The 25,514-nt window shown below is 68.2% G+C and carries 28 protein-coding genes; 16 read left to right on the plus strand and 12 right to left on the minus strand.

Annotated elements, in window-relative coordinates; genetic code table 11:
- Positions 1-36 precede the first annotated feature (36 nt).
- From M8A51_RS16800 to M8A51_RS16810, 3 genes are all read left to right on the plus strand, one after another.
- Complete coding sequence (locus M8A51_RS16800) at positions 37-1,056, plus strand: AraC family transcriptional regulator (protein WP_251779667.1); 1,020 nt, start codon at positions 37-39, stop codon at positions 1,054-1,056.
- Between the two features lie 69 nt (positions 1,057-1,125).
- Positions 1,126-2,040 carry an AraC family transcriptional regulator gene (locus tag M8A51_RS16805; RefSeq protein ID WP_251779668.1) on the plus strand — a complete coding sequence of 305 codons (915 nt, stop codon included), beginning with the start codon at positions 1,126-1,128 and terminating at the stop codon, positions 2,038-2,040.
- Positions 2,041-2,052: 12 nt separating this feature from the next.
- The gene (locus tag M8A51_RS16810; RefSeq protein WP_251779669.1) at positions 2,053-2,514 is read left to right on the plus strand and encodes an SRPBCC family protein; all 462 of its coding nucleotides are present in this window, start codon (positions 2,053-2,055) and stop codon (positions 2,512-2,514) included.
- Here M8A51_RS16810 and M8A51_RS16815 read toward each other — a convergent pair.
- On the minus strand, positions 2,477-3,322 hold the full coding sequence (locus M8A51_RS16815) for an arginase family protein (RefSeq protein ID WP_251779670.1): 846 nt from the start codon (positions 3,320-3,322) through the stop codon (positions 2,477-2,479). The genes M8A51_RS16810 and M8A51_RS16815 overlap by 38 nt on opposite strands.
- Before the next feature lie 98 nt (positions 3,323-3,420).
- Here M8A51_RS16815 and M8A51_RS16820 point away from each other — a divergent pair, with 98 nt between their 5' ends.
- Positions 3,421-3,990 (plus strand): DUF1993 domain-containing protein, encoded by a 570-nt coding sequence (locus M8A51_RS16820; protein ID WP_251779671.1) that lies wholly within the window; start codon positions 3,421-3,423, stop codon positions 3,988-3,990.
- Positions 3,991-4,001: 11 nt separating this feature from the next.
- Here the strand turns inward: M8A51_RS16820 and M8A51_RS16825 are convergent, their stop codons facing one another.
- Positions 4,002-4,322 carry a hypothetical protein gene (locus tag M8A51_RS16825; protein WP_251779672.1) on the minus strand — a complete coding sequence of 107 codons (321 nt, stop codon included), beginning with the start codon at positions 4,320-4,322 and terminating at the stop codon, positions 4,002-4,004.
- An 89-nt stretch (positions 4,323-4,411) separates the two neighbouring features.
- Between M8A51_RS16825 and thiD the strand changes: the two genes are divergently transcribed.
- Positions 4,412-5,245 carry a bifunctional hydroxymethylpyrimidine kinase/phosphomethylpyrimidine kinase gene (gene thiD / locus M8A51_RS16830; RefSeq protein ID WP_251779673.1) on the plus strand — a complete coding sequence of 278 codons (834 nt, stop codon included), beginning with the start codon at positions 4,412-4,414 and terminating at the stop codon, positions 5,243-5,245.
- Positions 5,246-5,252: 7 nt separating this feature from the next.
- On the opposite strand, the gene M8A51_RS16835 is transcribed toward thiD, so the two are convergent.
- The gene (locus M8A51_RS16835) at positions 5,253-5,738 is read right to left on the minus strand and encodes a hypothetical protein (RefSeq protein WP_251779674.1); all 486 of its coding nucleotides are present in this window, start codon (positions 5,736-5,738) and stop codon (positions 5,253-5,255) included.
- Between the two features lie 159 nt (positions 5,739-5,897).
- A complete protein-coding gene (locus M8A51_RS16840) occupies positions 5,898-6,773 on the minus strand; it encodes an AraC family transcriptional regulator (protein WP_251779675.1) in 876 nt (291 codons plus the stop codon).
- A 127-nt stretch (positions 6,774-6,900) separates the two neighbouring features.
- Between M8A51_RS16840 and M8A51_RS16845 the strand changes: the two genes are divergently transcribed.
- Positions 6,901-7,440, plus strand: a complete 540-nt coding sequence (locus M8A51_RS16845) for a carboxymuconolactone decarboxylase family protein (protein WP_251779676.1) — start codon at positions 6,901-6,903, stop codon at positions 7,438-7,440.
- A gap of 3 nt (positions 7,441-7,443) precedes the next feature.
- On the opposite strand, the gene M8A51_RS16850 is transcribed toward M8A51_RS16845, so the two are convergent.
- Together M8A51_RS16850 and M8A51_RS16855 are read right to left on the minus strand one after the other, a co-directional pair.
- Positions 7,444-8,073 carry a YbhB/YbcL family Raf kinase inhibitor-like protein gene (locus tag M8A51_RS16850; RefSeq protein WP_251779677.1) on the minus strand — a complete coding sequence of 210 codons (630 nt, stop codon included), beginning with the start codon at positions 8,071-8,073 and terminating at the stop codon, positions 7,444-7,446.
- Positions 8,074-8,136: 63 nt separating this feature from the next.
- Positions 8,137-9,303 (minus strand): rhodanese-like domain-containing protein, encoded by a 1,167-nt coding sequence (locus M8A51_RS16855; RefSeq protein ID WP_251779678.1) that lies wholly within the window; start codon positions 9,301-9,303, stop codon positions 8,137-8,139.
- A gap of 350 nt (positions 9,304-9,653) precedes the next feature.
- Between M8A51_RS16855 and sorT the strand changes: the two genes are divergently transcribed.
- From sorT to M8A51_RS16870, 3 genes are all read left to right on the plus strand, one after another.
- Positions 9,654-10,850, plus strand: coding sequence for a SorT family sulfite dehydrogenase catalytic subunit (gene sorT / locus M8A51_RS16860; protein ID WP_251779679.1), 1,197 nt, complete (start codon positions 9,654-9,656; stop codon positions 10,848-10,850).
- A 10-nt stretch (positions 10,851-10,860) separates the two neighbouring features.
- Complete coding sequence (gene sorU, locus M8A51_RS16865; RefSeq protein WP_251779680.1) at positions 10,861-11,187, plus strand: SorU family sulfite dehydrogenase c-type cytochrome subunit; 327 nt, start codon at positions 10,861-10,863, stop codon at positions 11,185-11,187.
- Between the two features lie 78 nt (positions 11,188-11,265).
- On the plus strand, positions 11,266-11,499 hold the full coding sequence (locus tag M8A51_RS16870) for a DUF2630 family protein (RefSeq protein WP_251779681.1): 234 nt from the start codon (positions 11,266-11,268) through the stop codon (positions 11,497-11,499).
- A 12-nt stretch (positions 11,500-11,511) separates the two neighbouring features.
- On the opposite strand, the gene M8A51_RS16875 is transcribed toward M8A51_RS16870, so the two are convergent.
- The 3 genes from M8A51_RS16875 to M8A51_RS16885 form a co-directional block, all read right to left on the minus strand.
- Positions 11,512-12,132, minus strand: coding sequence for a hypothetical protein (locus M8A51_RS16875; RefSeq protein ID WP_251779682.1), 621 nt, complete (start codon positions 12,130-12,132; stop codon positions 11,512-11,514).
- 120 nt (positions 12,133-12,252) lie between these two features.
- On the minus strand, positions 12,253-13,938 hold the full coding sequence (locus M8A51_RS16880; RefSeq protein WP_251779683.1) for a phosphoethanolamine transferase: 1,686 nt from the start codon (positions 13,936-13,938) through the stop codon (positions 12,253-12,255).
- The gene (locus M8A51_RS16885) at positions 13,935-14,642 is read right to left on the minus strand and encodes a phosphatase PAP2 family protein (protein WP_251779684.1); all 708 of its coding nucleotides are present in this window, start codon (positions 14,640-14,642) and stop codon (positions 13,935-13,937) included. The genes M8A51_RS16880 and M8A51_RS16885 overlap by 4 nt, the downstream gene beginning before the upstream one ends.
- A 76-nt stretch (positions 14,643-14,718) precedes the next feature.
- Here M8A51_RS16885 and M8A51_RS16890 point away from each other — a divergent pair, with 76 nt between their 5' ends.
- Positions 14,719-15,405 (plus strand): response regulator transcription factor, encoded by a 687-nt coding sequence (locus M8A51_RS16890; RefSeq protein ID WP_251779685.1) that lies wholly within the window; start codon positions 14,719-14,721, stop codon positions 15,403-15,405.
- Positions 15,405-16,799 (plus strand): sensor histidine kinase, encoded by a 1,395-nt coding sequence (locus tag M8A51_RS16895; RefSeq protein WP_251779686.1) that lies wholly within the window; start codon positions 15,405-15,407, stop codon positions 16,797-16,799. The genes M8A51_RS16890 and M8A51_RS16895 overlap by 1 nt, the downstream gene beginning before the upstream one ends.
- Here M8A51_RS16895 and M8A51_RS16900 read toward each other — a convergent pair.
- Both M8A51_RS16900 and M8A51_RS16905 read right to left on the minus strand, forming a co-directional pair.
- Positions 16,778-17,590 (minus strand): hypothetical protein, encoded by an 813-nt coding sequence (locus M8A51_RS16900; RefSeq protein WP_251779687.1) that lies wholly within the window; start codon positions 17,588-17,590, stop codon positions 16,778-16,780. The genes M8A51_RS16895 and M8A51_RS16900 overlap by 22 nt on opposite strands.
- A 104-nt stretch (positions 17,591-17,694) precedes the next feature.
- A complete protein-coding gene (locus M8A51_RS16905) occupies positions 17,695-18,327 on the minus strand; it encodes a L,D-transpeptidase (RefSeq protein ID WP_251779688.1) in 633 nt (210 codons plus the stop codon).
- A gap of 188 nt (positions 18,328-18,515) precedes the next feature.
- Here M8A51_RS16905 and M8A51_RS16910 point away from each other — a divergent pair, with 188 nt between their 5' ends.
- The 3 genes from M8A51_RS16910 to M8A51_RS16920 are packed head-to-tail and all read left to right on the plus strand — an operon-like array spanning position 18,516 to position 21,440.
- Complete coding sequence (locus M8A51_RS16910) at positions 18,516-20,021, plus strand: MFS transporter (RefSeq protein WP_251779689.1); 1,506 nt, start codon at positions 18,516-18,518, stop codon at positions 20,019-20,021.
- A 58-nt stretch (positions 20,022-20,079) separates the two neighbouring features.
- On the plus strand, positions 20,080-20,349 hold the full coding sequence (locus tag M8A51_RS16915) for a ubiquitin family protein (RefSeq protein WP_251779690.1): 270 nt from the start codon (positions 20,080-20,082) through the stop codon (positions 20,347-20,349).
- 2 nt (positions 20,350-20,351) lie between these two features.
- The gene (locus M8A51_RS16920; RefSeq protein ID WP_251779691.1) at positions 20,352-21,440 is read left to right on the plus strand and encodes a WD40/YVTN/BNR-like repeat-containing protein; all 1,089 of its coding nucleotides are present in this window, start codon (positions 20,352-20,354) and stop codon (positions 21,438-21,440) included.
- A 173-nt stretch (positions 21,441-21,613) separates the two neighbouring features.
- On the opposite strand, the gene M8A51_RS16925 is transcribed toward M8A51_RS16920, so the two are convergent.
- Positions 21,614-22,567 carry an NAD-dependent epimerase/dehydratase family protein gene (locus tag M8A51_RS16925; RefSeq protein ID WP_251779692.1) on the minus strand — a complete coding sequence of 318 codons (954 nt, stop codon included), beginning with the start codon at positions 22,565-22,567 and terminating at the stop codon, positions 21,614-21,616.
- A 108-nt stretch (positions 22,568-22,675) separates the two neighbouring features.
- On the opposite strand from M8A51_RS16925, the gene M8A51_RS16930 reads away from it, so the two are divergent.
- Both M8A51_RS16930 and M8A51_RS16935 read left to right on the plus strand, forming a co-directional pair.
- Positions 22,676-23,608, plus strand: a complete 933-nt coding sequence (locus tag M8A51_RS16930; RefSeq protein WP_251779693.1) for a LysR family transcriptional regulator — start codon at positions 22,676-22,678, stop codon at positions 23,606-23,608.
- Positions 23,609-23,807: 199 nt separating this feature from the next.
- Positions 23,808-25,505 (plus strand): pectate lyase, encoded by a 1,698-nt coding sequence (locus M8A51_RS16935; RefSeq protein WP_251779694.1) that lies wholly within the window; start codon positions 23,808-23,810, stop codon positions 25,503-25,505.
- The last annotated feature ends 9 nt before the right edge of the window (positions 25,506-25,514 follow it).

Here is a 25,514-nt window from a genome sequence, read left to right on the forward strand (position 1 = left end):
AGTTGCATTTAGTGCCAAATTGAACGACCGTTCGCCATGAGAGTCCGCAGCTCGTTGCCGACCGTATCGATGAGCTACGTCCACGCCGTGTGTACCGCGATGGACGTGCCGCCGGCGACCATCGGTGCCTTGCTCGAACAGGCCGGCATGGCTCCGGGCCTGCTGTCCCAGCCTGGGGCCCGCGTCACCGAGCGGCAGTTCGCCGCGCTGTACCGTCTGGTGGTGGCCTATGCCGACGACGAGATGCCGCGGCTGTTCTCGCGCCCATTGCGTCCCGGGGCGCTGAAGTTCACCTGCCTGAGCCTGCTCGACGCGCGCAGCCTCGCCGTGGCGCTGCACCGTTGGTCGCACGTGCTGCACCTGCTGCAGGACGACTTCGAGCTCGAGCTGGACGCCACGCAGCCGATCAGCCGCGTGGCACTGGCGCAGGTACCCGGTGGCCGCTCGTGCAAGCCGGTGGCGCTGGATCTGATGCTCAAGCTCATCCACGGGGTGGCGTCGTGGCTGGTGGCCAGGCGCATCCCGCTGATCCGGGTCGACTTCTCCTTCCCGCGCCCGTCGTTCGCCGGCGAATACCAATGGCTGTATCCGGGCCCGGTGCGTTTCGACCAGCCGCAGACTGCACTGCACCTGGAAGCCAGCTACCTGCAGATGGCGGTGCGGCGCACCAAGGTCGAGCTCAACGAGTTCCTGCGCCGCGCACCCGAAGACTGGCTGTTCGTCTCGTTCAAGGACGAGTTGCTGAGCCAGCGCCTGCGCGATCATCTGGCGCAGCAACTGCCGCAGCCGGTCACCGCGGAGGCTGCTGCCGTGGCACTGCACGTTTCGACGCGCACGCTGCACCGGCGGCTGGGCGACGAGGGCACCAGCTTCCAGCGCGTGAAGGACGAGTTGCGTCGTGACATGGCGGTGCAGAAGCTCACCCGCACGCGCGAGCCGATGGCAGCGATTGCCGCCGAGCTCGGCTTCGACAGCACCGCGTCGTTCCACCGCGCGTTCAAGGGGTGGACCGGCGACACGCCGGGGGTGTACCGGGGGCGCGCACGTGGCGCGTGAGGCGACTGCCGGCTTCGAGCATTCCTGGACACGCATGCCGGTCTCCAGCCGAGCACAATCGTGCCCACGATGACACCCGACACCCGGCCCCTCCCGTTGCCGCCGCCCCGCGCAGGCCGCTCCCTGGATTCGCTCGCGCATGTCGCCGCGCACATCGACCGGCATCTGGATGCACCGTTGGACACCGCCGAGCTGGCTGCGCTGGCAGGCCTGTCGCGACATCATTTCCAACGCATGTTTCGCGCCTGCTTCGGCACCACGGTGCAGGGCTACGTCACATGGCGGCGGTTGCGCCGTGCGACCGAACTGCTGGCCGACGCGAGGTTGCCGGTGCTGGAAGTTGCGTTGGCGGTCGGCTACGAATCGGCGCAGGCACTGGCGAAGGCCATGCGGCGCGAACTCGACACGACCCCGACTGCCGCGCGTGCCGGGGCCGGCTTGCGCTGGCAAAGGCTCTTCGATGCAGCCGGCGGCGCGCAACAGCAACCCACCGGGCTGAGACCACGGTTGATGGAGCTGCCCGCCTTGCCGGTGCTGACCGCAGCCGGCCATGGCATCGAAGGTGGCGAGATGCGCACGGCGGCGGCGCAAGCCTACGGCGAGTTGATGCCAGCGCTGACACGCGCCGGGTTGATGTCGAAAGTGCGCGGCTACCTGGCGTTGATTCCCGAGCTCCCCGACGGGCCCGACGACCCGGATTGCCGCTTCCTGGGCGGCGTGATGTTCGACGCCCCACCGCACCTGCAAGACCCGCTGCGAGGGAGCCTGCACTGGCACGAACTGCCTGCCGGGGGCTATGCGGTGTTCCGCCACGAAGGCCGCTGCTGCGACCTGCATCACCTGTGGGCAGCGATCTACCGCGACTGGCTGCCGGCCACGCGCTATGCGCTGCGGGATGTGCCGTCCTTCGAGGTCTATGTCGACGCACCGAACGTCCGAGTGGACGAAGGTCTGCGGGTCGACATCCATGTCCCGGTCCACTGAGGACCCACGATCATGACCCCGCTCGCAGACGCGCAGGTGCACATATGCCGGCCGGTCGGCGCCGTGTTCGGCTACGTGATCGACATGGAGCGCTTCGCCGAGTGGTTTCCGCACGTGATGCACATCGAATCGGCCAATGCGCTGTCCTGTGCGCAGGTCGGCAAGGAATACCTGGAAAGCGTGAAGGTGCCGTTGCGGGGGGTGCGGCGCATCCGGTTGACCGTGCGCGAGGTGCAGCACGAGCAGCGCTTCGTCACCGAGGGGCGCTTTTCGCCGCTGATGCCGCGCATGGAGGTGAGTTTTGCCGAGCGCGAGGGCGGCACCGACGTCATGTTGCGCATGTTCAGCCGCAGCGACCGCGCGGTGGTGCGGTGGCTGCTGCTGCCGTGGGCGGCGCGTGTGCTGCAGCGCAGGGTCGCGGCGGGCGCCGTTCGGCTCAAGGCGAAGCTGGAGGGGGCGTCGGGCCTGTCCTAGCACTCCACAGCGGCTGGAGCGCCTCGACCAACTCGTCGGCGCTGCCGGGCCGACCGTCTTCCCAGGCCGACTCGAACTCCGCGATCTCGAGGCCCACCCGTTCGCGCTGCGCCAGCACGGCGGCGGCTTCGTTCAGCTGCGACAGCGAGAGCCCGCCCGGCACGCGGTACTCGGTGGGCACGAGACCCGGTTCGAGCACGTCGCAGTCGAGGTGCACGTAGACCGGTGCCTGCCCGACGGCGTCTGCCAGGCGTGCGCCGAGGTTCGGGCCGGCGGGCACCAGCCGCAGCACGCCCCGGTCGATCAACTGCTGCTCCGGCGCGTCGATGTCGCGAGCCCCCACCAGCACGACCTGCTGCAGCGCGAGACCGCCGCCGAGCCCGCTGTCCCACAGGCCCGCGGCGCCGGTGAGCACCAGGCCGCCGAGATAGCCGCTCGTGCTGGTCGCAGGCGTGTTCGCATCGGCATGGGCGTCGAACCAGACGATGCATGCGCGCGGCCGGTGGCGCGCGACGACCGGCAGCGTCGCGAGCGCGGTCGCGCAACGCCCCATCGTGGTGATCGGCGGGCGGCCCTCAGCGAGCAGGACGTCGCAATGCTGCGCCAACGCACGCAGGTCGCCGCGTGCGGCGTCGAGTTCCGTCTCCCAGTGCCGGCCGAGCGGCGGCGCCGGCGTGCCGACCGTCGTCGGGTCGAGCCCGGTGGCATGCGCCAGCGCCCGGGCCACGACGGCAGCGCCGGCGACGCCACGGGGATTGCGGTCGCCGGCGCGGCCCTGGTAGAGCGTCAAGGCAGGTCGAAAGGTCATGAGGCCATGCGGTGCAAAAAATGCATTGTGAAGCGCGAGAGGGGTTGCAGTGGAACAATCCGCGATCCCCGACTTCTTCCTCTCGAAGAAAGAAACCGATGACGCTCTCGATGTACGACATCTCGGTGCCGGTCTTCACGCGCATGCTCGGCAATCTCGCCGGCATTGTCGACAAGGCCGCCGCGCATGCGCGTGCCAGCGACCTGCAGGAAGCCCGGCTGCTGGACGCGCGGCTGCACGTCACGATGTTTCCCTTGGCAACGCAGGTCCAGATCGCCGCGGACGGGGCCCGCGGCACCGTGCTGCGCCTTGCCGGCCGGCAGCCGCCGACGCCCGACGCGCCCGACTTTGCGGTGTTCAATCGTGGCGACCCGCGCGGCTTCGCGCCGGTGGCGGACAGCTTTGCCGAACTCGCGGCTCGTGTGCAGCGGGCGGTCGCCGAGGTGGACGGATACTCCCGCGAGCAACTGGACGGCAGCGAGGAGCGCCCGATCACGCTGACGATGCACGGCCGCACCCGCTGCTTCACCGGCCTGCCGTTCCTGCTGCACTACTCGTTGCCGAACTTCTACTTCCACATCACGACCGCCTACGCGATCCTGCGGCACGTCGGCGTGCCGCTCGGCAAGAACGACTATCACGGCACCGGGCTGTTCACCGAAGCGTGAGGCGGTGCGGCTCAGCAATCAGGGCAGGGGTCGATCAACGCTTGGCCGGTCTCGGCGTCATCGCCGAGGTCAAGCACCTGCGCGCCGCGGCAGGTCAGGCAGTGCCCGGGCGGCGGCTCGGTGCTGCCGCGCCACGCGGCCTGCTGCCAACGGCTGGGCTGTGTCTCGATCGCCGCAGCTTGTGGCGAGACGGCGTCCTGACGCCAGTGCCGGCCATCCCAGCAGCTGTAGGGCCCGCCGGGAAAGCGGCGCTGATACACCCCTTCATGCCAGGGCGGCGTGGCACCGGAAAACCAGGGGGTGAGGCGAGGGCGGTTCGACGCGTTGCGCATGTCGCAGCCGCAAGCAGCTGCCGTGCCCGCGGCCCGGCCGTGGCCCGCGCGCTACAGTGGACGGCTACACGAGGAACCGATCGATGAACATGGCTGCACCCTCTGCGCCGCGCTATCCGAGCGTGCTGACGATTGCCGGCTCGGACAGCGGCGGCGGCGCCGGTATCCAGGCCGACCTCAAGACCTTTCTCGCGCTCGGCTGCCACGGCATGAGCGCGATCACGGCGATCACGGTACAGAACACGCTGGGCGTGCGCGGCATCCACGCCGTGCCGGCCGACATCCTGCAAGGCCAGATCGACGCCGTGATCGAGGACATCGGGGCCGACGCCGTGAAGATCGGCATGTTGCACGCGCCGGAGACCGTCGAGGTCGTCGCTGCGGCCATCGACCGCCACGCGATGCGGCACCTGGTGCTCGATCCGGTGATGGTGGCCGCCAGCGGCGACCGCCTGATCGCCGACGAGACGGTCGGCGTGCTGGTGCAACGGCTGTTTCCACGCGTTTCGCTCATCACGCCGAATCTCGACGAGGCGGCGCTGCTCCTGCAGCGCCCGCTGCGCTCGCCGGACGAGCTCGAGCCGGCAGCGCGCGAGCTGCTGGAACTGGGGGCGCGTGCCGTGCTGTTGAAGGGCGGGCACCTGCCTGGCGAGACGGTCATCGACGTGCTGGCCACCCACGATGGCGCCGTCCGGCGCTTCGAGGCGCCGCGCATCGCGACGCTCAATCTGCATGGCGCGGGCTGCACGCTGTCGTCCGCGATTGCCGCCAGCCTGGCGCTTGGCGAGCCGTTGCTCGCTGCCGTGCAAAACGGGCGGCGCTACGTGACGCTAGCCCTTGCTGCGGGGGCCGGGGTGCGCACGGGCGGTGGGCACGGCCCCCTGAATCACGGGTTCGACCCGCGCCCGCTGCGGCCGGTTTGAGTGCGCCTCAGCGTCGCGCGCGTTCCTCTTCACGCCCTGAGCGGGTCTGGGCGTCGAGCCCCCGGTCGGGCGATTCGAACACCTGCTGGGTCTCAGGGCCTTCCTCGATCAGCTCCTCGATGATGAAGCGCCCGTAGCGCTGGGCGCGCTCGGCATGGAAACGCTGCGAGATCTCGGCCACTTCGCGCGCCTGCTCGTCCTTCGGTGCATGGACGATCAGGAAGTTGTAGCCTTGCTCGGCCAAAACGCCGTGGGCTTTCACGAGATTGAGTTCCTGCCCGATCGCGGCGATCGGGCTCGCTTCGGCGATGTGGCGTTCGGCCTGGGCCTTCATCTGCTGCGGCGAGTAGCGTTCGACGTCAGCTTCGCTGTACCCGGCGTGCCTGAGTGCGTCCACTGCGGCCGACGCGTCGTCGGCGGTCGGGAAGGACACGATGACGTGTCCGACCGGGTTGAACACGCCGAGGGTTTTGGGGGGATGGTTTTTGTCCATTGCCGGGCCTCCTGTCATGGGCTTCGGGATGGCAACGCCGCCGTACCCTGCACGGCCGCGAGCCAGGGAGCGCCCACCGGGCGCCTCGAACGACCCATCGTGCTCGCGCCGCGGACCGCTGTCGCCCGGACGCAGCGCGACAACGCCGTAGGACACGTCCTACCGGTGGGCACCGGCCAACCAGGCGCGAGGAGACTGCCCCAGGTGCTGAGTGAACGCGCGCGACAGCGCCGAGGCGCTGCCGTAACCGAGGTCGAGCGCCAACGTCTTCAGCGGCGCCCCTTCCAGCAGGCGGTTTTGCGCCACCGCCACGCGCCAGCCGAGCAGATAACCGGCTGGCGTCTGACCCACGGCCCGTCGAAAGGCGGCCGCAAAGGCGCTGCGTGACATGCCGGCCCGGCGTGCCATCGACTCGACGCTCCAGGCGTCGCCCGGCCGCTCGTGCACGGCCACCAGGGCGCGCGCCAGCTCCGGGTGCGCCAGGCCGCAAAGCAGCCCGACCGGCAGCGCTGCACCGTCCGGGTGGTCGAGCAGCCAGCGCAGCAATTGCAGCAGCAGCACCTCGAAGAGCCGGTCCGCCAGCAGCCGCTGGCCGCAGCGCACCTGTTCGGTCTCGGCGAACAGCAGCGCGAGCGTGTGTTGCATCGACTGCATGCGCGACAGCGGCAACACCACCAGCGGCGGCAGCCCGCGCGCCAGCGGGTGGTGGACGCCGCCGTCGAAGCGCAAAGTGGCGCACACGAAGTCCGAGCCGTCGCTGGGCGCGTTGTGAAACGCGTGCTCCAGCGGGCGCGGATAGAACAGCAGGCTGGGCTCGGACAGGACCAGCCGGCGCGGCGCACCCGAGTGCAGGCGATGGGTCACCACCATCTCGCCCCGGCGCAACACGTGCAGAAAGCCGAGACCGGGCTGCGCGTCAAAGCGGGTCACGCCGCACAGGGGACCACTGTGGAACAGGTGCGCACGCACCCGGAAGCGCTCGAACACGGCAGACAGACGGTCGACCGGGTCAATCGCAAGCTGTTGCGTACGCATCTGGATGATCAGTAGTGTTCCGTGGACTGAATATCACCAATAGTACACGCGTGGCCCGCACACTTCCTGGGTGCCTTGCGGTCGGCGTTGATCGCAGACACGTCCTTTCAACACCCAGGAGAAACAGATGTCTCGCATCCCCCTCGTCCAGCCCGCAACTGCCACCGGTGAGGCCCAGCAAGTCCTCGGGCAGATACAGCAGGCCTTCGGAGCCACGCCCAACATGTTCAAGGTGGTCGCACGGTCGGCCCCCGCCTTGAAGGCGATGTGGGGGTTCTTCGGGGCGCTCGGCGCCGGCACGATCGGCAGCAAGCTGGGCGAGCAGATCGCGGTCGCGGTGGCCGACCGCAACCGCTGCGAGTACTGCCTCGCTGCGCATACGGCGCTCGGCCGCCAGGCTGGCGCCAGCGCCGAGGAGATGGCGGCAGCGCAGGCCGCCGAGTCGACCGACCCGCGCACCGCAGCGGCGCTGCGCTTTGCCGTCGAACTGGTAGAGCGGCGGGGGCAGGTCCGCGACGGCGATGTACAGGCCCTGCGGGCCGCAGGCTACGACGACGGGCAGATCGTCGAAATCCTGGCGCACGTGGCGCTCAACCTGTTCACGAACTACGTGAACGTGGCCTTTGAGGTGCCGGTCGATTTCCCGGCCGTCAAGCTGCGTGGCTGAACGTCAGGCAACGCGGCCTGGCATGCCGGCCGTGTGGTCGGCCTTTTGCGATCCGTCCGGTCGGGTATAGGTGCCGACCAGCCAGCCGCTCGCCAGCCCGTGCTGCTGTACCGCTGCAAGCAGTTCATCGCGCCCCGGCTTGGCGGAAAACGCCGGGCCCGGGCCGAGCGCAAACAGCTGGAACGCATAGCGGTGTTCGCCGTGGCCCGGCGGCGGGTCGGGCGGCAGCCATGCGGCTTGCAAGTAGGAGTTGCGGCCCGCCTGCACCTCTTCGGTGGCGTCATGGCCAGGACTGCGCAGTGCGCCTTCGGCGAGCGAGCCGTCGCCGGGCGGCAGGTCGACCACGATGGCGTGCACCAGCGGTTGCGGCGTGGGCGCATCGGCGTCTTCGACGATGAGCGCGAGTGAGACGGTGGTGGACGGCACACCTGTCCATTGCAGCGGGGGTGACAAGCCTTCGCCGTCGGCGGTGTAGCGCAGCGGGAGCGGGGTGTGGTCAGCGAAAGCCAGGCTGCGCACCTCGATCGCGCCCATGCCTGCACGCAGCCCGACCTTGTTGAATGCAGTCTTTTCGAGGCCGGCGCGCTGCTCGCGCAGCGCCCGCCCCAGGGTTTCGGGGAGCTTTTCCAGCATCAGGGTCTCCGGTGGGTCCGTTTGCTGGTCGGCAAACGTCACGCCCGGCGGCCCCTGGTGTCGTTAATCTTTGGCGAGCAGAACGTCTTTTGCGACGGTCAGTCCACTGGCTTCCCATTCCGGCAGCCCGCCACGGAACCAGTAAACCTCCTTGAAGCCCTTGGACACCGCGACGCGGCTGGCTTTATAAGATTTCCAGCATTCCGCACCGTTACAAGAGAATACCGTCGGCTTGTTTTTGTCGAGTTTTTCCAGCGCCGAGAAATCATCTTTCTCGACTTCGAAGGCCACGTCCTTGAGACTCTTTTCTCGATAAGGAACGAATATCGCGCCAGGAATATGCTTGGCGGAATATTCCTTTTCGGTACGGGTGTCGACGATCACCGCACCGCGTGCCGCCAGCTGTTCGACGTCCTTTGCCGTGACGAGCTTCGCCCCGGGCAGATGGGTCGGTGTGAAAAGACCCAGTTCGGCGACCTTCTTGTATTCGATCAACTCTGCATGCACCGCCAGCGGCTTCAAGCCCATGGCCGTGCCGGAACTCGAGAACCAGGTGGCGACCTTGGCGCGGGTTTCGGCCGGCAAATCCTTGCGCACCACCACCGAGAAGCCCCCGGGGACCGGGGTGGACGTGGCCAGCACTTTCGCGATGCCACCATATTGTTTCTCCCACTCGTTCCAGTCGCGGGTGCGCACCACCGTGGCGTCCGAAACGCCCAGGTACAGCGCCGTAAGGCCCGCTTGCGGGTAACGCTCGTGCTGTACCGCCCCGAGGTCCTTGAACGACAGGCCGCTTGCGTTCAACATGCCGCGTGCCATGTAGGTGTAGATCGAATCTTGTTGCGGCAGATAAAGTTTGCCGCCCTTGACGGCTTCCGGTGAACCAATGCGCTGACGCCCCACCAGCACATACTGTTCGGCCTGGTCGGTCGAGCCGACCAGTTCGTAGCCGCGCAACAGGGCCGAAGCGGCCACCTGCGCCGGCGCAATGAAAATGTCGTATTCGCCGCTGCGCGTGGCCCGCATCACGTCAGCGAGATCTTCCGTCGTGGTGACCGTGACCCGCTGACCCACCGCCTTGCCAAGGCCGTTCTGCATGCCTTGCCGGGACAGCATCAAACCGTCTTTTTTGGAGGTCGGCTCCAGGGCGACGACGGCCGACAGTTCCGCTTGTGCCGCGCCGGCGGCTGCGGCCAGCAGCAACAGGGCGCAAATGTTCTTCTTTCCCATGATTCGAGTCCCTTCCTCTTTTGAACGACGTCGGGCCACGCTGAGAACGCGGGGCGGTTATTGGAAGCCCGTGAGGGCCCATGCATTCTGAAACGACGCTGATTCTTGTGGCTCGAGACGATAAAGGGTCTCCATCATGATTCGTGAAAAATTCACGTGCCGTTTCAAACCAATTAGTAAACAAAAGTTTCAATATCGAATGTGTCCGGATAACCCTGTCAGAGTTACCAGGGGTCCACATGGTGACAAATGGTTCCGTGGCCACTAAAAACGCGGCGTGCCGCTGCGAGTGAGGGGTGGCACCTTTTCATCGCGTCTATCGCATTTGTTGAAAACCGGGACAAATATCAATGAACCAAGCCCCCATCTCCTTGCACCGCCGTCATGTTCTCGCCGGTACCGCCAGCGCGCTGGCCGCAGTCGGACTCGCCAGCTGGAGCAACCGTGCGACCGCCGAGACCAAGCCGCTGCCCGCGTATGCCAGTTGGAAAGACCCGAGCCGGGTGATCGTGCACAGCGGCAATACGATCGAGACGCGCCGCAGTGCCTTCGGTACAGGCGTCGTGACCCCTGTCGACCAGCTTTACGTGCGCAACAACCTGCCGCCGCCGGATGCCTCCATCCTCGACGACCGCGATGCCTGGCAGATCTCGATCGAGGGCGTGAAGAATCCACGCACGCTGACGCTGGCTGAACTGAAGGGTATGGGGCTCGAAACCGTGGCGATGGTGCTGCAGTGTTCAGGCAACGGCCGCGGGTTCTTCCCGAGCAAGCCGAGCGGCACTCAGTGGACGGTGGGCGCGGCAGGCTGCGTCGTCTGGAGCGGCGTGCCTGTGCGCACGGTGATCGAGGCGCTCGGGGGGATGACCGACGGCATGCCCTTCATGACCGGCACCGGTGGCGAGAAGCTGCCCGAGGGGGTCGACCCGTCATCCGTGGTCGAGCGATCGGTACCCGTCAAGGCAGCCGAGGAAGCGCTGCTTGCCTGGGAGCTCAATGGCGAGCCCATCCCACTGGCCCATGGCGGCCCGCTGCGTCTGATCGTGCCCGGCTACCAGGGGGTCAACAACGTCAAGTACGTCAAGCGGCTGGCCTTCACCGCGGCAGAATCCAGCGCCCGCATCATGAAGACCAGCTACCGGATGGCGCCGCTGGGCGGCAAGGCCGATCCGAGCCAGCCCTCGGTCTGGGAGATGCCGGTGAAGTCGTGGGTCAATTCGCCCAGCGGTGAAGCGGGGTCGGCGAAGGCGGGCCGGGTGCAGATACACGGCGTCGCGTTCGGCGGCATGCACGCGGTCAAGCGCGTGGAGGTGTCGGTCGACGGCGGCAAGACGTGGCGCGAGGCGCGTTTCGTCGGGCCCGATCTCGGCAAATATGCATGGCGCCATTTCGTGCTGAGCGCCGAATTGCCGGCGGGCGAGTACACGATCACGAGCCGCGCGACCGATACCGCGGGCAATGTGCAACCCGAGCACCGCGAGGAGAACCTGCGCGGCTACAACAACAACAGCTGGGCCGACCACGCCGTGCGCGTGGTGGTGGCCTGACGGCGCGCGCGTGCAGCACCGCTGGCTGTTGACTCTGGTGCTGTGCGCGCCAGTACTTGCCTGGGCCGGGGACGACGAAGCGAAGTTCGCCCTCGGCAAGCGTCTTTTCATCGGCGGGGCCGTGCCTGCCTGCGCCGTGTGCCACACGCTGAAGGACGCCGGCAGCGAGGGCGCGATCGGTCCCGTTCTGGACGAGTTGCAGCCGGACGCTGCGCGCGTGGCACAGGCGCTGCGGACGGGGCTGGGCGCCATGCCGGCATATGGCGAGAAACTCACGGAGGTGCAGATCGACGCGCTGGCCTACTATGTCTCGCGTGCCAGCGGAGCCACCCGGTAGAGCGCAGGCCACAAGGATCGTGGCTTGCTCGGGTTCGATGACGAGACCGTCGTCGCCGAACCCTCAGGAGCACGCCCCGTGGACGATCGCACCATCCTTCAGCACATCACCGAACTCGTCGAGGAAGAGCAGCGCCTGCGCAGCGACACCTCGCTGCCCGAGCAGCACACCGACCGCATCCAGGAACTCGAAGCGCAACTGGATCAGTGTTGGGACCTGCTGCGCCAGCGCCGCGCGAAGCGGGAGTTCGGCGACAACCCCGATACGGCCCAAGCTCGCGACAAGGGCACGGTAGAGCGCTACCTGAACTGAGCGGCCCGGGCGTCAGCCGTCGAGCGACGTGCTGACGAGTGCGCCGGTGCGTGGCGCGAACATGCAACGGTAGGTGATCGGCACCAGCGCCATCCCCGGCGCACGCTCCACCGCCACCTGGCCCTCGAGGCGGCTTTGCGCGTTCGGGGCCGGCAGCAGCTTGCGTGTCGACACATCGAAGGCGATGCGGCCGACGCGCGGGTACTTCTGCTTCAACGCCTCGGCCGTCGCGGCTTCGCAGGCTTCCGGTGAAACGTGGGTGAGGTCCGGCTCGACGGCAGCCGGCGACGCCGCGCGTTCGCGGGCGGCGTCTCGAAACAGCACGCCCGACGTGGCGCCCGTGTCGGCGTCGAAGGCGCAGCTGTAGGTGAACGGTACGCCTCGGCTGGCGGCGCCACGGTACACGCCTTCTCCCTTGACGCCGATCTTGGCATCCGCGGTGGGCGCGATCGCGCGCTTGGAGCCGACGAACTGCACGTCTTGTGCCTCGCGACCGCGCATGTTGCGCACAGTGTCGGCCACCGCCGACTCGCAGGTCTGGGCTGCCCGGTCGTGGTGGCCGTCGGCCTGGGCGGCGGCGCCGACCCAGGTGGCACCGAGCAGCAGGGGAAGCGCGAGGCGGAAAGCGTTCATGTCGGCCCGATCTTGAAACAGCGCGGAGATGCCGGCATTGTCCGCAGTTTTGCGCTTGGCCGGCAAGCGAACGCTGTATCGAAGGCGGCACGACGGCGCCCAGCGGCGGTTGGCGCTTTGTCAGTGTTGCGAGCTGCAAGGCGCGTAAGGGTCGAGCGCCGGGTCGTACAGCGCGGTATGCACGTCCATCATCGCAAGCACGGAATGGAAGTAGTGGTCATGCGACAGCGGCACGTCGACACGGCGGCGCAGGCAGTCGACGCGCAGCCCGATGCGCGCCGCAAAACCGGTGGAGGTCCAGACGATCCAGGGCACGTGCTTCTGCTCGTCCGGCGCCAGCGCATAGGGCAGGCCATGCAGGTAGAGGTTGCTTTCGCCCAGCGATTCGCCATGGTCGGCCACATAGACCATGGCACCATCGGCGTGCGGCGCTTGCGCCTTGAGCCAGGTGATCGTCGCTGCGAGGAAGCGGTCGGTATAGGCGATGCTGTTGTCGTAGGCGTTCACCAGTGATTCGCGACTGCAGTCCTGCAGCGCGTTGCGGGTGCATTCGGGCAGAAAGCGCTTGGTCTCGCGCGACGAACGCTTGTAGTACGCCGGGCCGTGGCTGCCCATCTGGTGCAGCACCACCACCGTGCCCTTGGCGCGCCGTTCTGCCGGTAGCTCGGCCCAGCGAGCCTCGAGCGAGCGCAGCATCACCTCGTCGAGGCACTCGCCGCCGGAGCACAGCAATGGATCTTGCGTGCCGGTGCTGCTGACGTGCGGGATGCGCGCGCAGGTGCCTTTGCAGCCGGCCTGGTTGTCGACCCACAACACGGCCAACCCTGCACGCTGCAGCATGTCGAGCAGGTTCTCGTACTCGTAGGACCGGTCGGCAAAAGCGCTGCGGCCGAGGTGCGAGAACATGCACGGCACCGAGGCGGCCGTACTGGTCCCGCACGACCAGGCGTTGCGAAAGCTCACCACGTCCTCTCGAGCCAGCTCCGGCGTGGTGTCGCGGGCATAGCCGTTGAGGCCGAAGTTGCCGCTGCGTCCGGTTTCGCCGAGCACCAGCACCAGCAAAGGGGGCTTGCGCTGCCCGACGTAGCTGGCGCCCAGCACGGCGTCCTCGCCGGCGCTGTGAGCGGGCAGGGGGCCTTTCAGGAGCGGGCGGGCGGCGGTGGCGCCGATCGCGTAAACCGTGCTCAACGGATTGATCAGGTAGCGCAGCGTCTTGTGGTTGCGCATCGTCGCGGCCAGCGGCTGGAAGCTCACCATCAGGGCCAGCACCAGCGTCGCCGCGGCGGCGGTGGCGAGCAGCCCCTGCTGCAGCCAGCGTCGGCGCCACCCCAGGCGGCGCACCGGCAGCCGGCAGAACCAGATCGACGGCAGCACCGCGACTGCGACGATGAACCCGAGCAACCCGGGGCTGACCAGGTCGGCGGTTTCGTGCACATCGGTCTGCAACACGTTCGCGACCATCGACGGGTCGATCACGACACGGTAGGCCCACATGAAGTGGGCCGTTGCGGCCGCGACGAACAGCAGCACCACGATCGATGGCTTCAGCAGGCGGGTCCCCACCAGACTGAGCAGCAGCACCAGCGCCGCTGCGATGGCGACGGCCAGTGCGCCAGCCACCCGCCAGAACATGCCGCCGGCGAGCGACGGCAGTTCGTGCAAGGCGCGCCACAAGGGCAGGTTGGCCGCGATGGCGAGCCACAGGCTGGCCATCACGTTGACGGCGGCAGGGTGCCAGGTGTGCGCCTGGGCAGCCGCGGCGTACGTGCCGGCGGGGTGATCGGGCGTGGGCAGGACGGTGCTCATGCGACCGCCTCATCGGCAGCATCCGGGCGCTGGGAAGCCCACCGCTGCCATGCTGCGTCGACGGCGCCAGCAAGCGCCCAGCAGAGCCAGGCGGTCCACAGCGTGTGGCTCATGAAGTGTGCGCCGCGCCATTGCTGCGCCAGGCCAAGGACGAAGCCGGCCATCACGGCAACCGCCAGCCATGCGCGTGCAGCACGTGGCGCTTGCCGGCGCAGCGCGAAAAAACCGCCGACGAACGCGAAGCCCGATGAGGCATGTCCGGCGGGGAAGCAGCCGCCGGTGCCGCCGTCGCCGGCGCCCCAGTGCCAGTGCCAGTGCCAGTGCGAGACCCAGCGTGCGGTGCCGCCGAAGACGGACAGGTCCCACGGGCAACTGGTGGCGCTGACGGTCTTCAACACGGACACCGCCAGCGCGCTCAGCAGGCAGGAGAGCGCGAGTTGCAACCGGTGCGACGTGTCCAGCCGCGCCAGCGGGCCGGATGGGCTCCGGACCGAGAGGCACACCCAGAAGGCCAAGGCCCATGACAGGGCGCGGCCGCCCTGGTGCAGCACGGTCGTCAGCAGCCAGTGCTGCCGCCATGGAAAACCGTGCGCGCCGCCGGCCAGGCGCGCGAACGCCAGGTCCCAGCCGCTGGCGTCCCAGGCCAGGACGAGGCACAACAGGGCCAGCGTGATCGCTGGCAGCGGGATGGACGACTTCGACATGCCGCGCACGATGCGGGCGGTTCCTTAAGCAGCCCTTAAGCGCCCCGTCCGGCGGCGGTTCGGCGCACAATGCCGCATGCGCGTGCTGGTGGTCGAGGATGACGAAGGGATCGCGAGCGGACTGCTCGCACGGTTGCCGGCACATGGGTGCGCCGTCGACGCGGTGCTCAGTGTCGAAGCTGCCTGGTCCGCGTTGCGTGTCGAGCCGTTCGACATCGTTCTGCTCGACCTCGGGTTGGGCGGCGCCGACGGCACCGAACTGCTGCGCCGCCTGCGCAGCGCTCCCCAGCAAGGACTGCCCGACCCCCATACACCGGTGCTGATCATGACGGCACGTGACGCCGTCACCTCGCGCATCACCGGGCTCGACATGGGCGCCGACGACTACGTCATCAAACCCTTCGACGTCGACGAACTGGCCGCCCGCATGCGTGCCGCGCGGCGGCGCTTTGCCGGACGCAGCCAGAGCCGGTTGCGCTGCGGCCCGGTGGAGATCGAGCCGGCCCAACGCACCGTGCACCGGGAAGGGCATCCCGTTGAGCTGTCGGCGCGCGAATTCGATGTGCTGCTGGCGTTGGCCGAGGCGCGCCCGCGGGTGCTGTCGCGTGCTCAGATCGAGGCGCGGCTGTACAACTGGGACCAGGCGGTCGAGAGCAATGCCGTCGAAGTCCACATCCATCACCTGCGCCGCAAGCTGGGGGCCGAGCTGATTCGCACGATGCGCGGCGTCGGCTATTTCATGCCCTCAGAAGGGTCCGCCTGATGCGCGGATCATTGCAGCGTCACCTGACCGGCTGGGCCGTCGCCGCGCTGGCCGTCGTGTGGGCCGGGTTCATCGCGATCGGCTTCGGAACCGGCGAGCACGAGGCCGACGAGTTGACCGACGGCCACCTGGCGAGCGTTGCGTCGCTGCTGCTCGGCCAGCGCGAGATCCGGTTCGCTGTGCACGGCGCACCTTCCCCGCGGGGGTGGTCGGAGCTCCCTGAGATGCGCAGCCACGACTACCAGCAGTCGCTCAGCGTCGTGCTGTGGGACGCGGGCGGCCGGGTGCTTGCCCGCACGGGCGGTTCACCGCTGCCACCGTTCGACGCGCAAGAGGGCTTCGAGACCCTCAGCCTGGGTGACCCGCCGCAGCACTGGCGCACGTTCTCGCGCTGGGACTCGCCGCAACGCCAGCGCAAGCTGATGGTGTTGCTCAGCATCGACGAACGCGACGCACTGGCCAGGGACATCGCCGAGCAGATTGCCCGGCCCGGGCTGTGGATGCTGCCGGTGGTCGCGCTTGCGGTGGGGCTGGCGATCCGCCGGGGCTTGCGGCCGCTGCGCGCGCTGTCGCAGGAGGTCCGCACGCTGGATATCCACCGCTCGCCGGCACTGCACGCGAGCCAGCGCCACCTCGAGTTCGAAAGCATGGTCGAAGCGGTCAACCTGCTGGTCGAGCGCTACCAGGCCGCGTTGGCGCGCGAGCGGCAGCTTGCCAGCGAACTGGCGCACGAACTGCGTACGCCGCTGGCCTCGATCGCGTTGCATGCGCGCGGCCTGCGCGACGAGAACACGACGGCGCGCGAGGCCACACTGCAGCGCATCGAGCGCGACGCGCTGCGGGCGGGCGATGTGCTGACCGAACTGCTCGCGCTGGCGCGAGCGGATCGCACCGAAATGTCGGAGGCGGCCCGGCCCCTGGATCTGGCGGAGCTGGCGCGCCGCGTGGCCGGCGAATTCGCGCAACGGGCGCTGGACACAGCGCATGATCTGGCGGTGACGGGTGCGTCGCGACTGCCTTGCGTGGGGCACGATCTGCTGTTGCAGATTGCATTGCGCAACCTGATCGAGAACGCGCTCGCGCACACGCCACGCGGCACGCGCGTGGAGGTGCAACTCGATGCCGAATCCGGCTGGATGCAGGTGTGCGACGACGGCGCGGGGGGGAGCGCCCGATCGGGCGAGGTGCCGGCGGCCGCCGATGTTCTTGGGCTCGGCCTGGGCCACCGGGTGGTGGACAAGATCGCCGCCATCCACCACGGCCGCTTCGAGGCGGTCGAGCCGCCGCCGGGCTACAGCACCTGCTACCGCATCACGCTGGCGGCGGCTCGTTCCGCGCCAGCCGAGAACACCGCGACGACCGCCATCGGGCGCTACGCCGTGCCGGGCCAGTAGGCACCGGCATAACCGCGATACGGGTTGCCGTACACCTCGCGGCCGGCCTGGCGGTGCTCATCCATGAAGGCCTCCACGGCCTCCGGCGTGCCGCCCTTGTACATCTCCTTCAACACGCCTTCGGGCAGCAGTGCGCGGTAGCGCACCGGCATGCCGGCGTAAGCTGCGCCTTCGGGCAGGTCGGACGGCATCTGTGTCGGGTCCAGGAAGCGGCTCTCGCCGAATTCGCTGTCGTGATGCCGGCGCACCTGTTTTGCAGCCTGCAAGATGCCCTCGATGACATCGCTCAACGTGCGTCCGCTCATCTTGGCCTGCCATGAGGCGCGCAGGAACAGCAGTTCGTGCGGGTCGACACCCGGGCAACGGCCCTGGTAGGCGGCGGTCAGGCAGTGATCGCTGGCGGCGAGCAACCGCTGCGTTTCGTCGGCTTCACGCTCGAGCAGCCGCAGTACCTGGCCTAACGACGAGCCGTCCAGAAAGCGTTCGGGCGGCACGCCCCAGCCGGGGTCGCCGGGGTGATGGTGATCGACCGTCGTGACCGGATCGAAGCCACGCAGCCGGCATTCGACGAACACCGTCGGCGTCTTGGGCGGCAGCAGCACCGCACGCGGCACGGCATCGCGACCCACCAGCACGACCTCGTCAGCGGCATACGCCGTCTGCGGGTTGCAGCGGCGTCCACCCCGCGCAGCATGTGCACGAGCGAACCCGGCGCTTTCGACGACGCGCTCGATCTCGCGCATTTCCGGGTCCTGGGCGCCGAGGATGAAGCGTGTCTGCTTGTCGAGCATGGGTGCACAGCCTACACAACACGGCGGGCCGCGCGAGTGCGTTCGGCACGAAACGACCCGGCGCGAATTCTGCAACCGCCGTACCCGCGCGAGCGGGCGCCGCCTCAAAGTCCGTCGGCGGCCTGTGGCGCTTTCAGCCAACTCGCGGCCGAACGTGTCTCCGGCAGCACATAGACCATGCCATGCCGGCTGCCGAGCACCGGGCGCACCACGGCGTCGTAGAAGGTGCCGGGCACCACCACACAGCCGAAGGACGCGCGGTTGTCCTTGGGCGTGGGCGTGGCCAGCTGGCGTTCGCGGCGCGCCAGCGATGCACCCGGGCGTAGCCGGTGGATCGCGAAGCCGCTGTCGTAGTCGACCCAGACGACGTGCTCGCCGCTGATGTTGAGTCCGGGCTCCGAGGCGAAACGGCCTGCCGGCGTGGTGCGCTCGTGCGGCTTGATCTGCGACAGTGGCCGCGCACCGATGCCCGGCACGGTGTGGTCGCCGGGGGCAAGGCCGAGCAGGGCCGGCGTGGCGCCGACCAACTGGCCGCGGGCCGAGAACACGAACAGCACGGCGGCCTTCTTGTCGACCACCGCGAAGGGACGGCCTTGCGCATCGCCGCTTTGCTGCACCCAGTGCAACGCCTGCTGCGCATCCGTCGACAACGCCGCATCCGGGGCCGGGTGGACAGCGGCGGCGAACGTCAGCGTGCAGGCAGCGAAGGTCGCGCGCAGGAAGTGAAAAGCGGGCATCGGTCTCGATCGTTGGGCTGAAAAAGGGTTCTCCAGCGCCAACGGCAGAAACCGGTGCGACTTGCGGCCTGCGGCCCCTGTCCTGTAAATCTTGCCTGCGCCACAGACGGCTCGGCGTGCAGCAAGTCACGCCCACCATCAGGTGCCGCGGCGGCGCGCGCAGGTACCGCGCTTGCTACACGCGCTCCATGCGTCTGAGGCCCGATGAAAATGTTTCACTGACCGATCTCGCCCGTGGCCAGCACGCGCTGGTTCGCGATGCCGCCTGGGCCAGCCTCACCGGCTCGCTCTACGGTGGCGTGATCCTGGTCGGCTTCGCGCTCGCGCTCGGGGCCGGGCCGTTCCACATCGGCCTGCTGGCGGCGATCCCGTTGATCGCGCAGGCCGTACAGTTGCCGGCCATCGCGCTCGTCGAGCGGATACGGCAACGGCGCAAGATCGCGGTGCTGGTGATCACCGGCGCGCGCGTGCTGATCCTCTCGCTCGCCTGCCTGCCGTTCCTGACCGACACGCCGACCCAACTGACCTGGCTGGTCGTCGCGCAGTTCACGATCGCTGCGCTCGGTTCGGTCGGTGCCTGCTCGCTGAATTCGTGGCTGCACCAGTTGCTGCCGCGTGAAGGCCTGGGAGCATTCTTCGCCAAGCGCTTGTTCTGGGCCACCGCAGTGGCCTGCGTGGGCACGCTGGCAGCTGGCCAGCTCGTCGACCACTGGCCGTTCGAGCCGAAGGTGCAGGCGTATTCCGTGTCTTTCGCTGCGGCGGCAGTCGCCGGGTTCGTGAGTTCCTGGTACCTGACCCGGGTGCCCGAGCCGCAGATGCACGTGCCCTCGCACGGCAGCATGCTGGCTCGCTTGCGGCTGCCGTTCAGCGACGGGAACTTCCGCAACTTCCTGTTTTTCATGGCGTCGTGGAACGTCGCGTCCAACTTCGCGGCGCCCTTCCTCACCGTCTACCTGATGCGCCACCTCGGCTACCCGCTCGGCACGGTCACCACGTTGTGGGTCACCAGTCAGGTCGCCAACGCGTTGACGCTGTACCTGTGGGGGCGGCTGTCGGACCGGCTCTCCAACAAGGCCGTGCTGTCGGTCGCGATGCCGGCCTGGTTCGCCTGCGTCCTGGCGATCGTTTTCACCGCAGAGCCGCAGCAGCACACCTTCACGCTGCCGCTGCTGTACCTGCTGCATCTGGTGATGGGCACGGCCTCCGGCGGCATCGGCCTGGCCAACGGCAACATCGGACTGAAGCTTGCGCCGCAGGGGCAGGGGACTGCCTACCTCGCGGCCATCAGCCTGACCGGTTCGCTGGCCGGAGGGCTGGCGCCGCTGGTGGCAGGCGGTCTGGCCCAATGGCTGGAAACGGCGCAGCTCTCGATCGTTGTCCAGTGGGCGCTGCAGCGGCCGCTGCACGAGCTTTCGGTGTTCACGTTCACGCACTACGAGTTCCTGTTCGTGATCTCGGCAGCCATGGGGCTGTACGTGCTGCACCGCCTGTCGCGCGTGCAGGAAGGACCCGAGGTCAGCGAACGCGTGGTGGTGCAGCAGTTCGCGCTCGAGGCGATGCGCAGCGTCAACAACCTGTCGTCGGTCGGCGGCATGCTCGGCAACCTGATGAGCTTCGGCCGGCTGTTCGACCGCCGGCTCTACCCTCGCGCCGAGTATCGCGAGGAAGTGCGGCCCTCCGAAGGCCGGGCTTGACAAGCCGGTGGTGACCGAATACAAAACCTTTCGGTTAACTTAAACCGGAAGGCCGTCCATGGCCGTCATCGCTTTCACGCCCCACTTGCGCCGGTTTCTCGACGTCCCGGAAGTCGACAGCCCGGCAACCACCTTGCGCGCGGCGCTCGAAGACGCCTTCGCCGGCAACCCGCGCCTGCGCGGATACGTGCTCGACGACCAAGGCCACCTGCGCGCCAACGTCGTGATCTTCGTGGATGGCGCACGCAGCGATGACCGCACCGCCCTGGCCGATCCCTTGCGGCCCGACAGCCGCGTCCACGTGCTGCAGGCACTTTCAGGAGGATGACGATGGCAAGCATCGCAAGAGCCGACCGTGCCTGGGCGGCCACCCGCAAGGGCCTGTTCGAATTGCGCCTTGCCCACGGACGATGGGCGGTCGAACGCGTCGACTTCCTCGGCGACCCGGTCAGCATGGTGCTGCCGCCCCAGGCGGACGGCCGCATGCTGGCGGCGTTGAACCTGGGCCACTTCGGCGTCAAGCTGCATGCGTCGGACGACGCAGGCGCCACCTGGCAGGAAGTGGCGACGCCTGTCTACCCGGTGCAACCTGAAGGCACCCCGGGGCCGGCATGGAAGCTGATGCAGATCTGGTCGCTGGAGGCTGCCCACGGCACTGTCTGGGCCGGGACCTTGCCGGGCGGATTGTTCCGCTCCGAGGACTTCGGCGACAGCTGGCAACTCGTCGAGAGCCTGTGGAACCGGCCTGAGCGGCCGCAGTGGTTCGGCGGCGGGTACGACGTGCCGGGCATCCACTCGATCTGTCCCCATCCGCAGCACACCGGCGAGGTGCTGGTGGCGATCAGCTGCGGCGGTGTCTGGGTGACACGCGATGGCGGCGAGAGCTGGTCGTTGCAGGCGCGCGGCATGCGAGCCGCCTACATGCCACCGGAAGCGGCCGAAGACGGCAACACGCAGGACCCGCACCGCGTCGTGCGCTGCCCGGCGCAGCCGGAGGTGCTGTGGTGCCAGCATCACAACGGCATCTGGCGCTCGAGCGACAACGCGGCGACGTGGCAGGAAGTGCAGGGGGTGCCGGTGTCCAACTTCGGTTTTGCCGTCGCGGTGCATCCGTTGGATGCCGGCACCGCATGGTTTGCGCCGGCTCAGGCCGACGAGCGGCGCGTACCGGTGGACGCCGCGATGGCGGTCACACGTGTCGCCGGCGGTGGCGAGCGCTTCGACGTGCTGCGCGATGGTTTGCCGCAGCAGAACTGCTACGACCTGGTCTACCGCCACGGGCTGGCCGTGGCGGACGACGGCGAACGGCTGTTGATGGGCAGCACCACCGGCGGGCTGTGGGCAAGCCAGGACGCGGGACAACGGTGGCAGGAGGTGGCGCTGACCTTGCCGCCCATCTATGCGGTGCGCTTCGGTTGACGGCTGGTGGTGTCGCCGGCAATGGACGGGCGCGCTCGTGCAGCTTCCGGATATGCGCCTCGCCGGGCGCTAGGCGGAGTTGCACCTGCGAATCTGCATCGGTGCGAAGGAGAACTGCGGGGTTCCCCGGCGGCTCAGAGGGCGGGCGCCTACATGTTGGGACGCACTGACCGTCAGCTGCGCACAGTAGCCTGGGCCGCCTGCAGGCACTGCCGGATCCCTTCAGGGTAGGGCGTCTTGCCGACCGGCCCGATCAACTGCTGCAGCGCGCTGTCGTCCATCAGCACCGGGTCGGTCACGAGATAGTGCATTTCGACCATCTCGCGCATGAAGGGGTTGAACAGCCCCGCCAGGCGCAGCAGGGTCTTGCCGGCGACACGCAGCTTGGGACGCCGTCCGCTCTGCCGCACGATCTCTTCGTACAGCTCGCGCTGCGTCGTGACGCCGGCACCCGCCAGGTGCCACACGCGGCCATAGGCCTCAGCGGTGTCGACGAGCCGCACGACCACCGGGCCCACATCTGGAACGAAGACGAATTCGTGCGGCTTGTCGAGCGGGCCGACCATGTCTGCGGCACCGCCGCGGGTGGCCGCCTGGATCGCTCGGTCCAAGAAGCTTTTGTCGACGCCGGGCCCGTAGAAGTCCGGCAGGCGCAGCACCGTGCCCTGGATGCGCCCTTCGGCGTGTGCTGCCAGCAGCAGATCTTCCTGCGCCTTGCGCATGCGGCCCTTGAAGGTGTGCGGCTCGCGCGGGTGGTCTTCGCGTACCGGCGTGGTGTGCGGGCGGCCATAGGGATAAACGGTGCCGATCAACAGCATGCGTGGCACGCCTGCCGCAACGGCGCCGTCGAGCGTCTTGCGCATGAGCTCGGGGTGCAGCTCGAACTTCGAGTAATCGACGCCGACGCAATAGACGATGGCGTCGACGCCGCTCGCGGCCGTGCGCACGGCATCCGGGTCGTCGGGGTTCCAGGTGACGATCTCTGCGAGCGGGTCTGCGCCGAAGTTCGCTGCCAGCGCCTGCCGTGAACGGCCGACGACGCGATAGGGGCGGCCTTGCGCACGCAGCGCGGCGGCGATGCTGTGGCCGATGGCGCCTGCGGCGCCGAACAGTGCGATCTTGCTCATCTGTGATCCGTGGTTCCGGTGAAGTATGGGCGAGGGGCGATGTGAGGATCTTCGGCCCTGTCTAACCATCCGTCCAACGGATTGATCGTATATGCCATCATTCACCCCATGAATCTGAGAGCCCTGGACCTGAACCTGCTGGTGGTCCTGCATGCCCTGCTCGAAGAGGGCCACGTCACGCGGGCCGCCCGGCGGCTGGGACTGTCCCAACCGGCGACGAGCAGTGCGCTCGAGCGCTGCCGGCACGTGTTCTCCGACATGCTGCTGGAGAAGGTCGGCTCGCGCATGCAGTTGACGCCCAAGGCGCAGGCCTTGCGGGACCCGTTGGCGCGCGCGCTGGAGGCGGTCCACGCCGTGGTCGACGTGCGCCCGCGGGAACTGCGCGAACTGCAGCAGGTGGTGCGGCTGTCGATGGCCGACCACCCGGCGGTGATGCTGCTGGGCGCGTTGCATGCCGAGCTTCAAGCGGGCGCACCTCGGCTCGATCTCGTCGTGTTGCCGTGGCGCGGTGCCGCCGACGCCCTGCAGCGGCTGGAAGGCGGCGAGGCCGACCTGGCGGTTTCGGTCTTTCCCGCATTGCCGCCGCAATTCACCCGTGTCGAGCTGCTGCGAGAACAGTATGTCGTCGCCATGCGCGCCGGCCACCCGGGCGTGCGGCGTTTCGGTCTCGACGCCTGGCTGGCTTACCCGCATGTGCTGGTGTCAGGGCAGGCACACACCCGAGGCGTGTTGGACGAGGCCCTCGCCGAGCGCGGGTTGACGCGCCGCGTCGGTACGGTGGTGCCGAACTTCATGATGGTGGAGCCACTGCTGCTTGCGTCCGACCTGGTGGCGATGCTGCCTTCGCGCAGCGCTGCGGCCGGCTCGGCCGGCAAACGGCTCGCCGTGTTCGATCCTCCGCTGCCGGTGCCTGGCTTCGCCTTGCACCTGGCCTGGCATGCGAGGCGCGAGGCCGACCCCGCCACCCGCCATGTCGCGAGCCTGGTGCAGCGTCTGTTGCCCGCGTTGCCCGTTGCCCGATCAAGGAGGCAACGCGTCTGAGGTGGTGGGATATCTTGTTCTGTTGTCATACAACATGTTCACTGCCCACCGAGATCATTCCTGAGGATAGACCGATTCAGGATGCAAGCTTCGCAACTGAAATTGTCGCCTAGACATAAGACGTCGTACAACTGATATGGTCACTCAGCCTCCTGCCTGGTTCGGGAGGCGATATCCACCCCATCAGGAGACCATGGCGATGAAACGCAGAACTTTCGTGCTGTCGACGCTGGGACCGGCCGCTCTCGCCGCATGCGGCGGTGGCGGCGACACCTCCGAAGCAACGGCCTTGTCGGTCGAGGACGGTCTGGAGACCGTACGGGGCCGTGGTGGCTCCGCCTCGTCGACCATCGCGGCGGTGCGTCGGGCGATGCGCCGCGCTGCCGCGTTCATGAGCGAGGAGGTCGCCTACAAGGGCGGCTATGTCTGGACCTACCTGCCCGACCTGTCGCGCAGTTGGGGAGAAATGGAGGCGAGGCGCACGATGTTGTGGGTGCAGCCGCCCGGCACGCCGTCGATGGGGCACGCTTATCTCGACGCCTATCACGCCACCGGCGACAAGCTGTTCCTGCATGCGGCGGAAGACGTCGCCAAGGCATTGATCAAAGCGCAGCACCCGGCTGGAGGGTGGAACTACATCCACGACTTCGCCGGCGAGGAGTCGCTGAAGGAGTGGTACCGCACGGTGGGCGCCAATGGCTGGCGCCTCGAGGAGTTCCAGCATTACTACGGCAACGCGACCTTCGACGACGCCGGCACGGCCGTCGCGTCGCAGTTCCTGCTGCGCATGTATCTCGAACGGGGCAGCGGCCGCTATCGCGAGGCAGTGCACCGGGCGATCCGCTTCGTCACCGCCAGCCAGTACCCGGTCGGCGGCTGGCCGCAGCGCTACCCGCTGCGCGGCAACGACTACACGGAATACGTGACCTTCAATGACGACGTCGCCGGCGAGAACATCAAGTTCCTGCTGATGTGCCATTTGGCGCTCGGCCAATCGCGGCTGCTCGGCAACATCCACCGGGCGATGGAGAGCTTCCTGTTCATGCAGCAGCCGGACCCGCAGCCCGGTTGGGCTCTGCAGCACACGCTCGACGGGCGGCCGGCGGCGGCGCGCACGTATGAGCCGCTGGCGCTGACCACGCACACCACGGCCAACAACATCACGCAGTGCATGAACTTCTACACCTTGACCGGCGATCCGCAGTACCTTGCGCGCGTGCCGCAGGCGATCGACTGGCTCGACAAGGTGAAGTTCACGCCCGAGCTGGCACAGAAGTTCGGCCGCAGCCACCCGACGTTCGTCGAGCTGGGCACCGACGAGCCGCTGTACGTGCACCGACGCGGCTCGAACGTCGTCAACGGCGAGTACTACGCCGACAAGAACCCCGACCGGACCATCGGCCACTACTCGGCCTCTCGCAACGTCAACATCGCGGCGCTGCGCAGCCGCTACGAGGACCTGGTATCGCGCCCGGTCGACGAGGTCACCGCGGGGTCGCCGCTCAAGGTGCGCCGGCGCACGGCGCTGCCGAAGTACTTCTCGCTGCGCGAGGTCGCGGTGGACGACCTGTTCACGGGCCGGATGATGACGACGCCGCCGGTGACCGAAGAGGCCGCGCGCGCGGTGGCGGAGGCGCTGGTCGCGCCGGGCTACTGGCCGACACCGCTGACGTCGACGACCAACCCCTATATCGGTGCCGGCCCGAGCACGCCCTACCTCGAGGACATCTACGCGACGACGCACGTCGGCGACCGCTACGATACATCGCCGTACAACCCGGAAAGCCCTCCGGCCGGCTATCCCGTCGTAGAAGCTCCGCTGGGCATCTCGGTGGACGGTTTCATCCGCAACATGGGGACGCTGGTCGCCTACGTCGCACCGGTGACGCAGGACTGAGCCTGCGGT

The sequence above is a fragment of the Caldimonas mangrovi genome (assembly GCF_023721835.1).
Lineage (GTDB): Bacteria > Pseudomonadota > Gammaproteobacteria > Burkholderiales > Burkholderiaceae_C > Caldimonas > Caldimonas mangrovi.

Coding starts and splice junctions, on each gene's coding strand:
- M8A51_RS16800 (WP_251779667.1), top strand. CDS start 37: ATGAGAGTCCGCAGCTCGTTGCCGACCGTATCGATGAGCTACGTCCAC.
- M8A51_RS16805 (WP_251779668.1), top strand. CDS start 1,126: ATGACACCCGACACCCGGCCCCTCCCGTTGCCGCCGCCCCGCGCAGGC.
- M8A51_RS16810 (WP_251779669.1), top strand. CDS start 2,053: ATGACCCCGCTCGCAGACGCGCAGGTGCACATATGCCGGCCGGTCGGC.
- M8A51_RS16815 (WP_251779670.1), bottom strand. CDS start 3,322: ATGACCTTTCGACCTGCCTTGACGCTCTACCAGGGCCGCGCCGGCGAC.
- M8A51_RS16820 (WP_251779671.1), top strand. CDS start 3,421: ATGACGCTCTCGATGTACGACATCTCGGTGCCGGTCTTCACGCGCATG.
- M8A51_RS16825 (WP_251779672.1), bottom strand. CDS start 4,322: ATGCGCAACGCGTCGAACCGCCCTCGCCTCACCCCCTGGTTTTCCGGT.
- thiD (WP_251779673.1), top strand. CDS start 4,412: ATGGCTGCACCCTCTGCGCCGCGCTATCCGAGCGTGCTGACGATTGCC.
- M8A51_RS16835 (WP_251779674.1), bottom strand. CDS start 5,738: ATGGACAAAAACCATCCCCCCAAAACCCTCGGCGTGTTCAACCCGGTC.
- M8A51_RS16840 (WP_251779675.1), bottom strand. CDS start 6,773: ATGCGTACGCAACAGCTTGCGATTGACCCGGTCGACCGTCTGTCTGCC.
- M8A51_RS16845 (WP_251779676.1), top strand. CDS start 6,901: ATGTCTCGCATCCCCCTCGTCCAGCCCGCAACTGCCACCGGTGAGGCC.
- M8A51_RS16850 (WP_251779677.1), bottom strand. CDS start 8,073: ATGCTGGAAAAGCTCCCCGAAACCCTGGGGCGGGCGCTGCGCGAGCAG.
- M8A51_RS16855 (WP_251779678.1), bottom strand. CDS start 9,303: ATGGGAAAGAAGAACATTTGCGCCCTGTTGCTGCTGGCCGCAGCCGCC.
- sorT (WP_251779679.1), top strand. CDS start 9,654: ATGAACCAAGCCCCCATCTCCTTGCACCGCCGTCATGTTCTCGCCGGT.
- M8A51_RS16875 (WP_251779682.1), bottom strand. CDS start 12,132: ATGAACGCTTTCCGCCTCGCGCTTCCCCTGCTGCTCGGTGCCACCTGG.
- M8A51_RS16880 (WP_251779683.1), bottom strand. CDS start 13,938: ATGAGCACCGTCCTGCCCACGCCCGATCACCCCGCCGGCACGTACGCC.
- M8A51_RS16885 (WP_251779684.1), bottom strand. CDS start 14,642: ATGTCGAAGTCGTCCATCCCGCTGCCAGCGATCACGCTGGCCCTGTTG.
- M8A51_RS16890 (WP_251779685.1), top strand. CDS start 14,719: ATGCGCGTGCTGGTGGTCGAGGATGACGAAGGGATCGCGAGCGGACTG.
- M8A51_RS16895 (WP_251779686.1), top strand. CDS start 15,405: ATGCGCGGATCATTGCAGCGTCACCTGACCGGCTGGGCCGTCGCCGCG.
- M8A51_RS16900 (WP_251779687.1), bottom strand. CDS start 17,590: ATGCTCGACAAGCAGACACGCTTCATCCTCGGCGCCCAGGACCCGGAA.
- M8A51_RS16905 (WP_251779688.1), bottom strand. CDS start 18,327: ATGCCCGCTTTTCACTTCCTGCGCGCGACCTTCGCTGCCTGCACGCTG.
- M8A51_RS16910 (WP_251779689.1), top strand. CDS start 18,516: ATGCGTCTGAGGCCCGATGAAAATGTTTCACTGACCGATCTCGCCCGT.
- M8A51_RS16915 (WP_251779690.1), top strand. CDS start 20,080: ATGGCCGTCATCGCTTTCACGCCCCACTTGCGCCGGTTTCTCGACGTC.
- M8A51_RS16920 (WP_251779691.1), top strand. CDS start 20,352: ATGGCAAGCATCGCAAGAGCCGACCGTGCCTGGGCGGCCACCCGCAAG.
- M8A51_RS16925 (WP_251779692.1), bottom strand. CDS start 22,567: ATGAGCAAGATCGCACTGTTCGGCGCCGCAGGCGCCATCGGCCACAGC.
- M8A51_RS16930 (WP_251779693.1), top strand. CDS start 22,676: ATGAATCTGAGAGCCCTGGACCTGAACCTGCTGGTGGTCCTGCATGCC.
- M8A51_RS16935 (WP_251779694.1), top strand. CDS start 23,808: ATGAAACGCAGAACTTTCGTGCTGTCGACGCTGGGACCGGCCGCTCTC.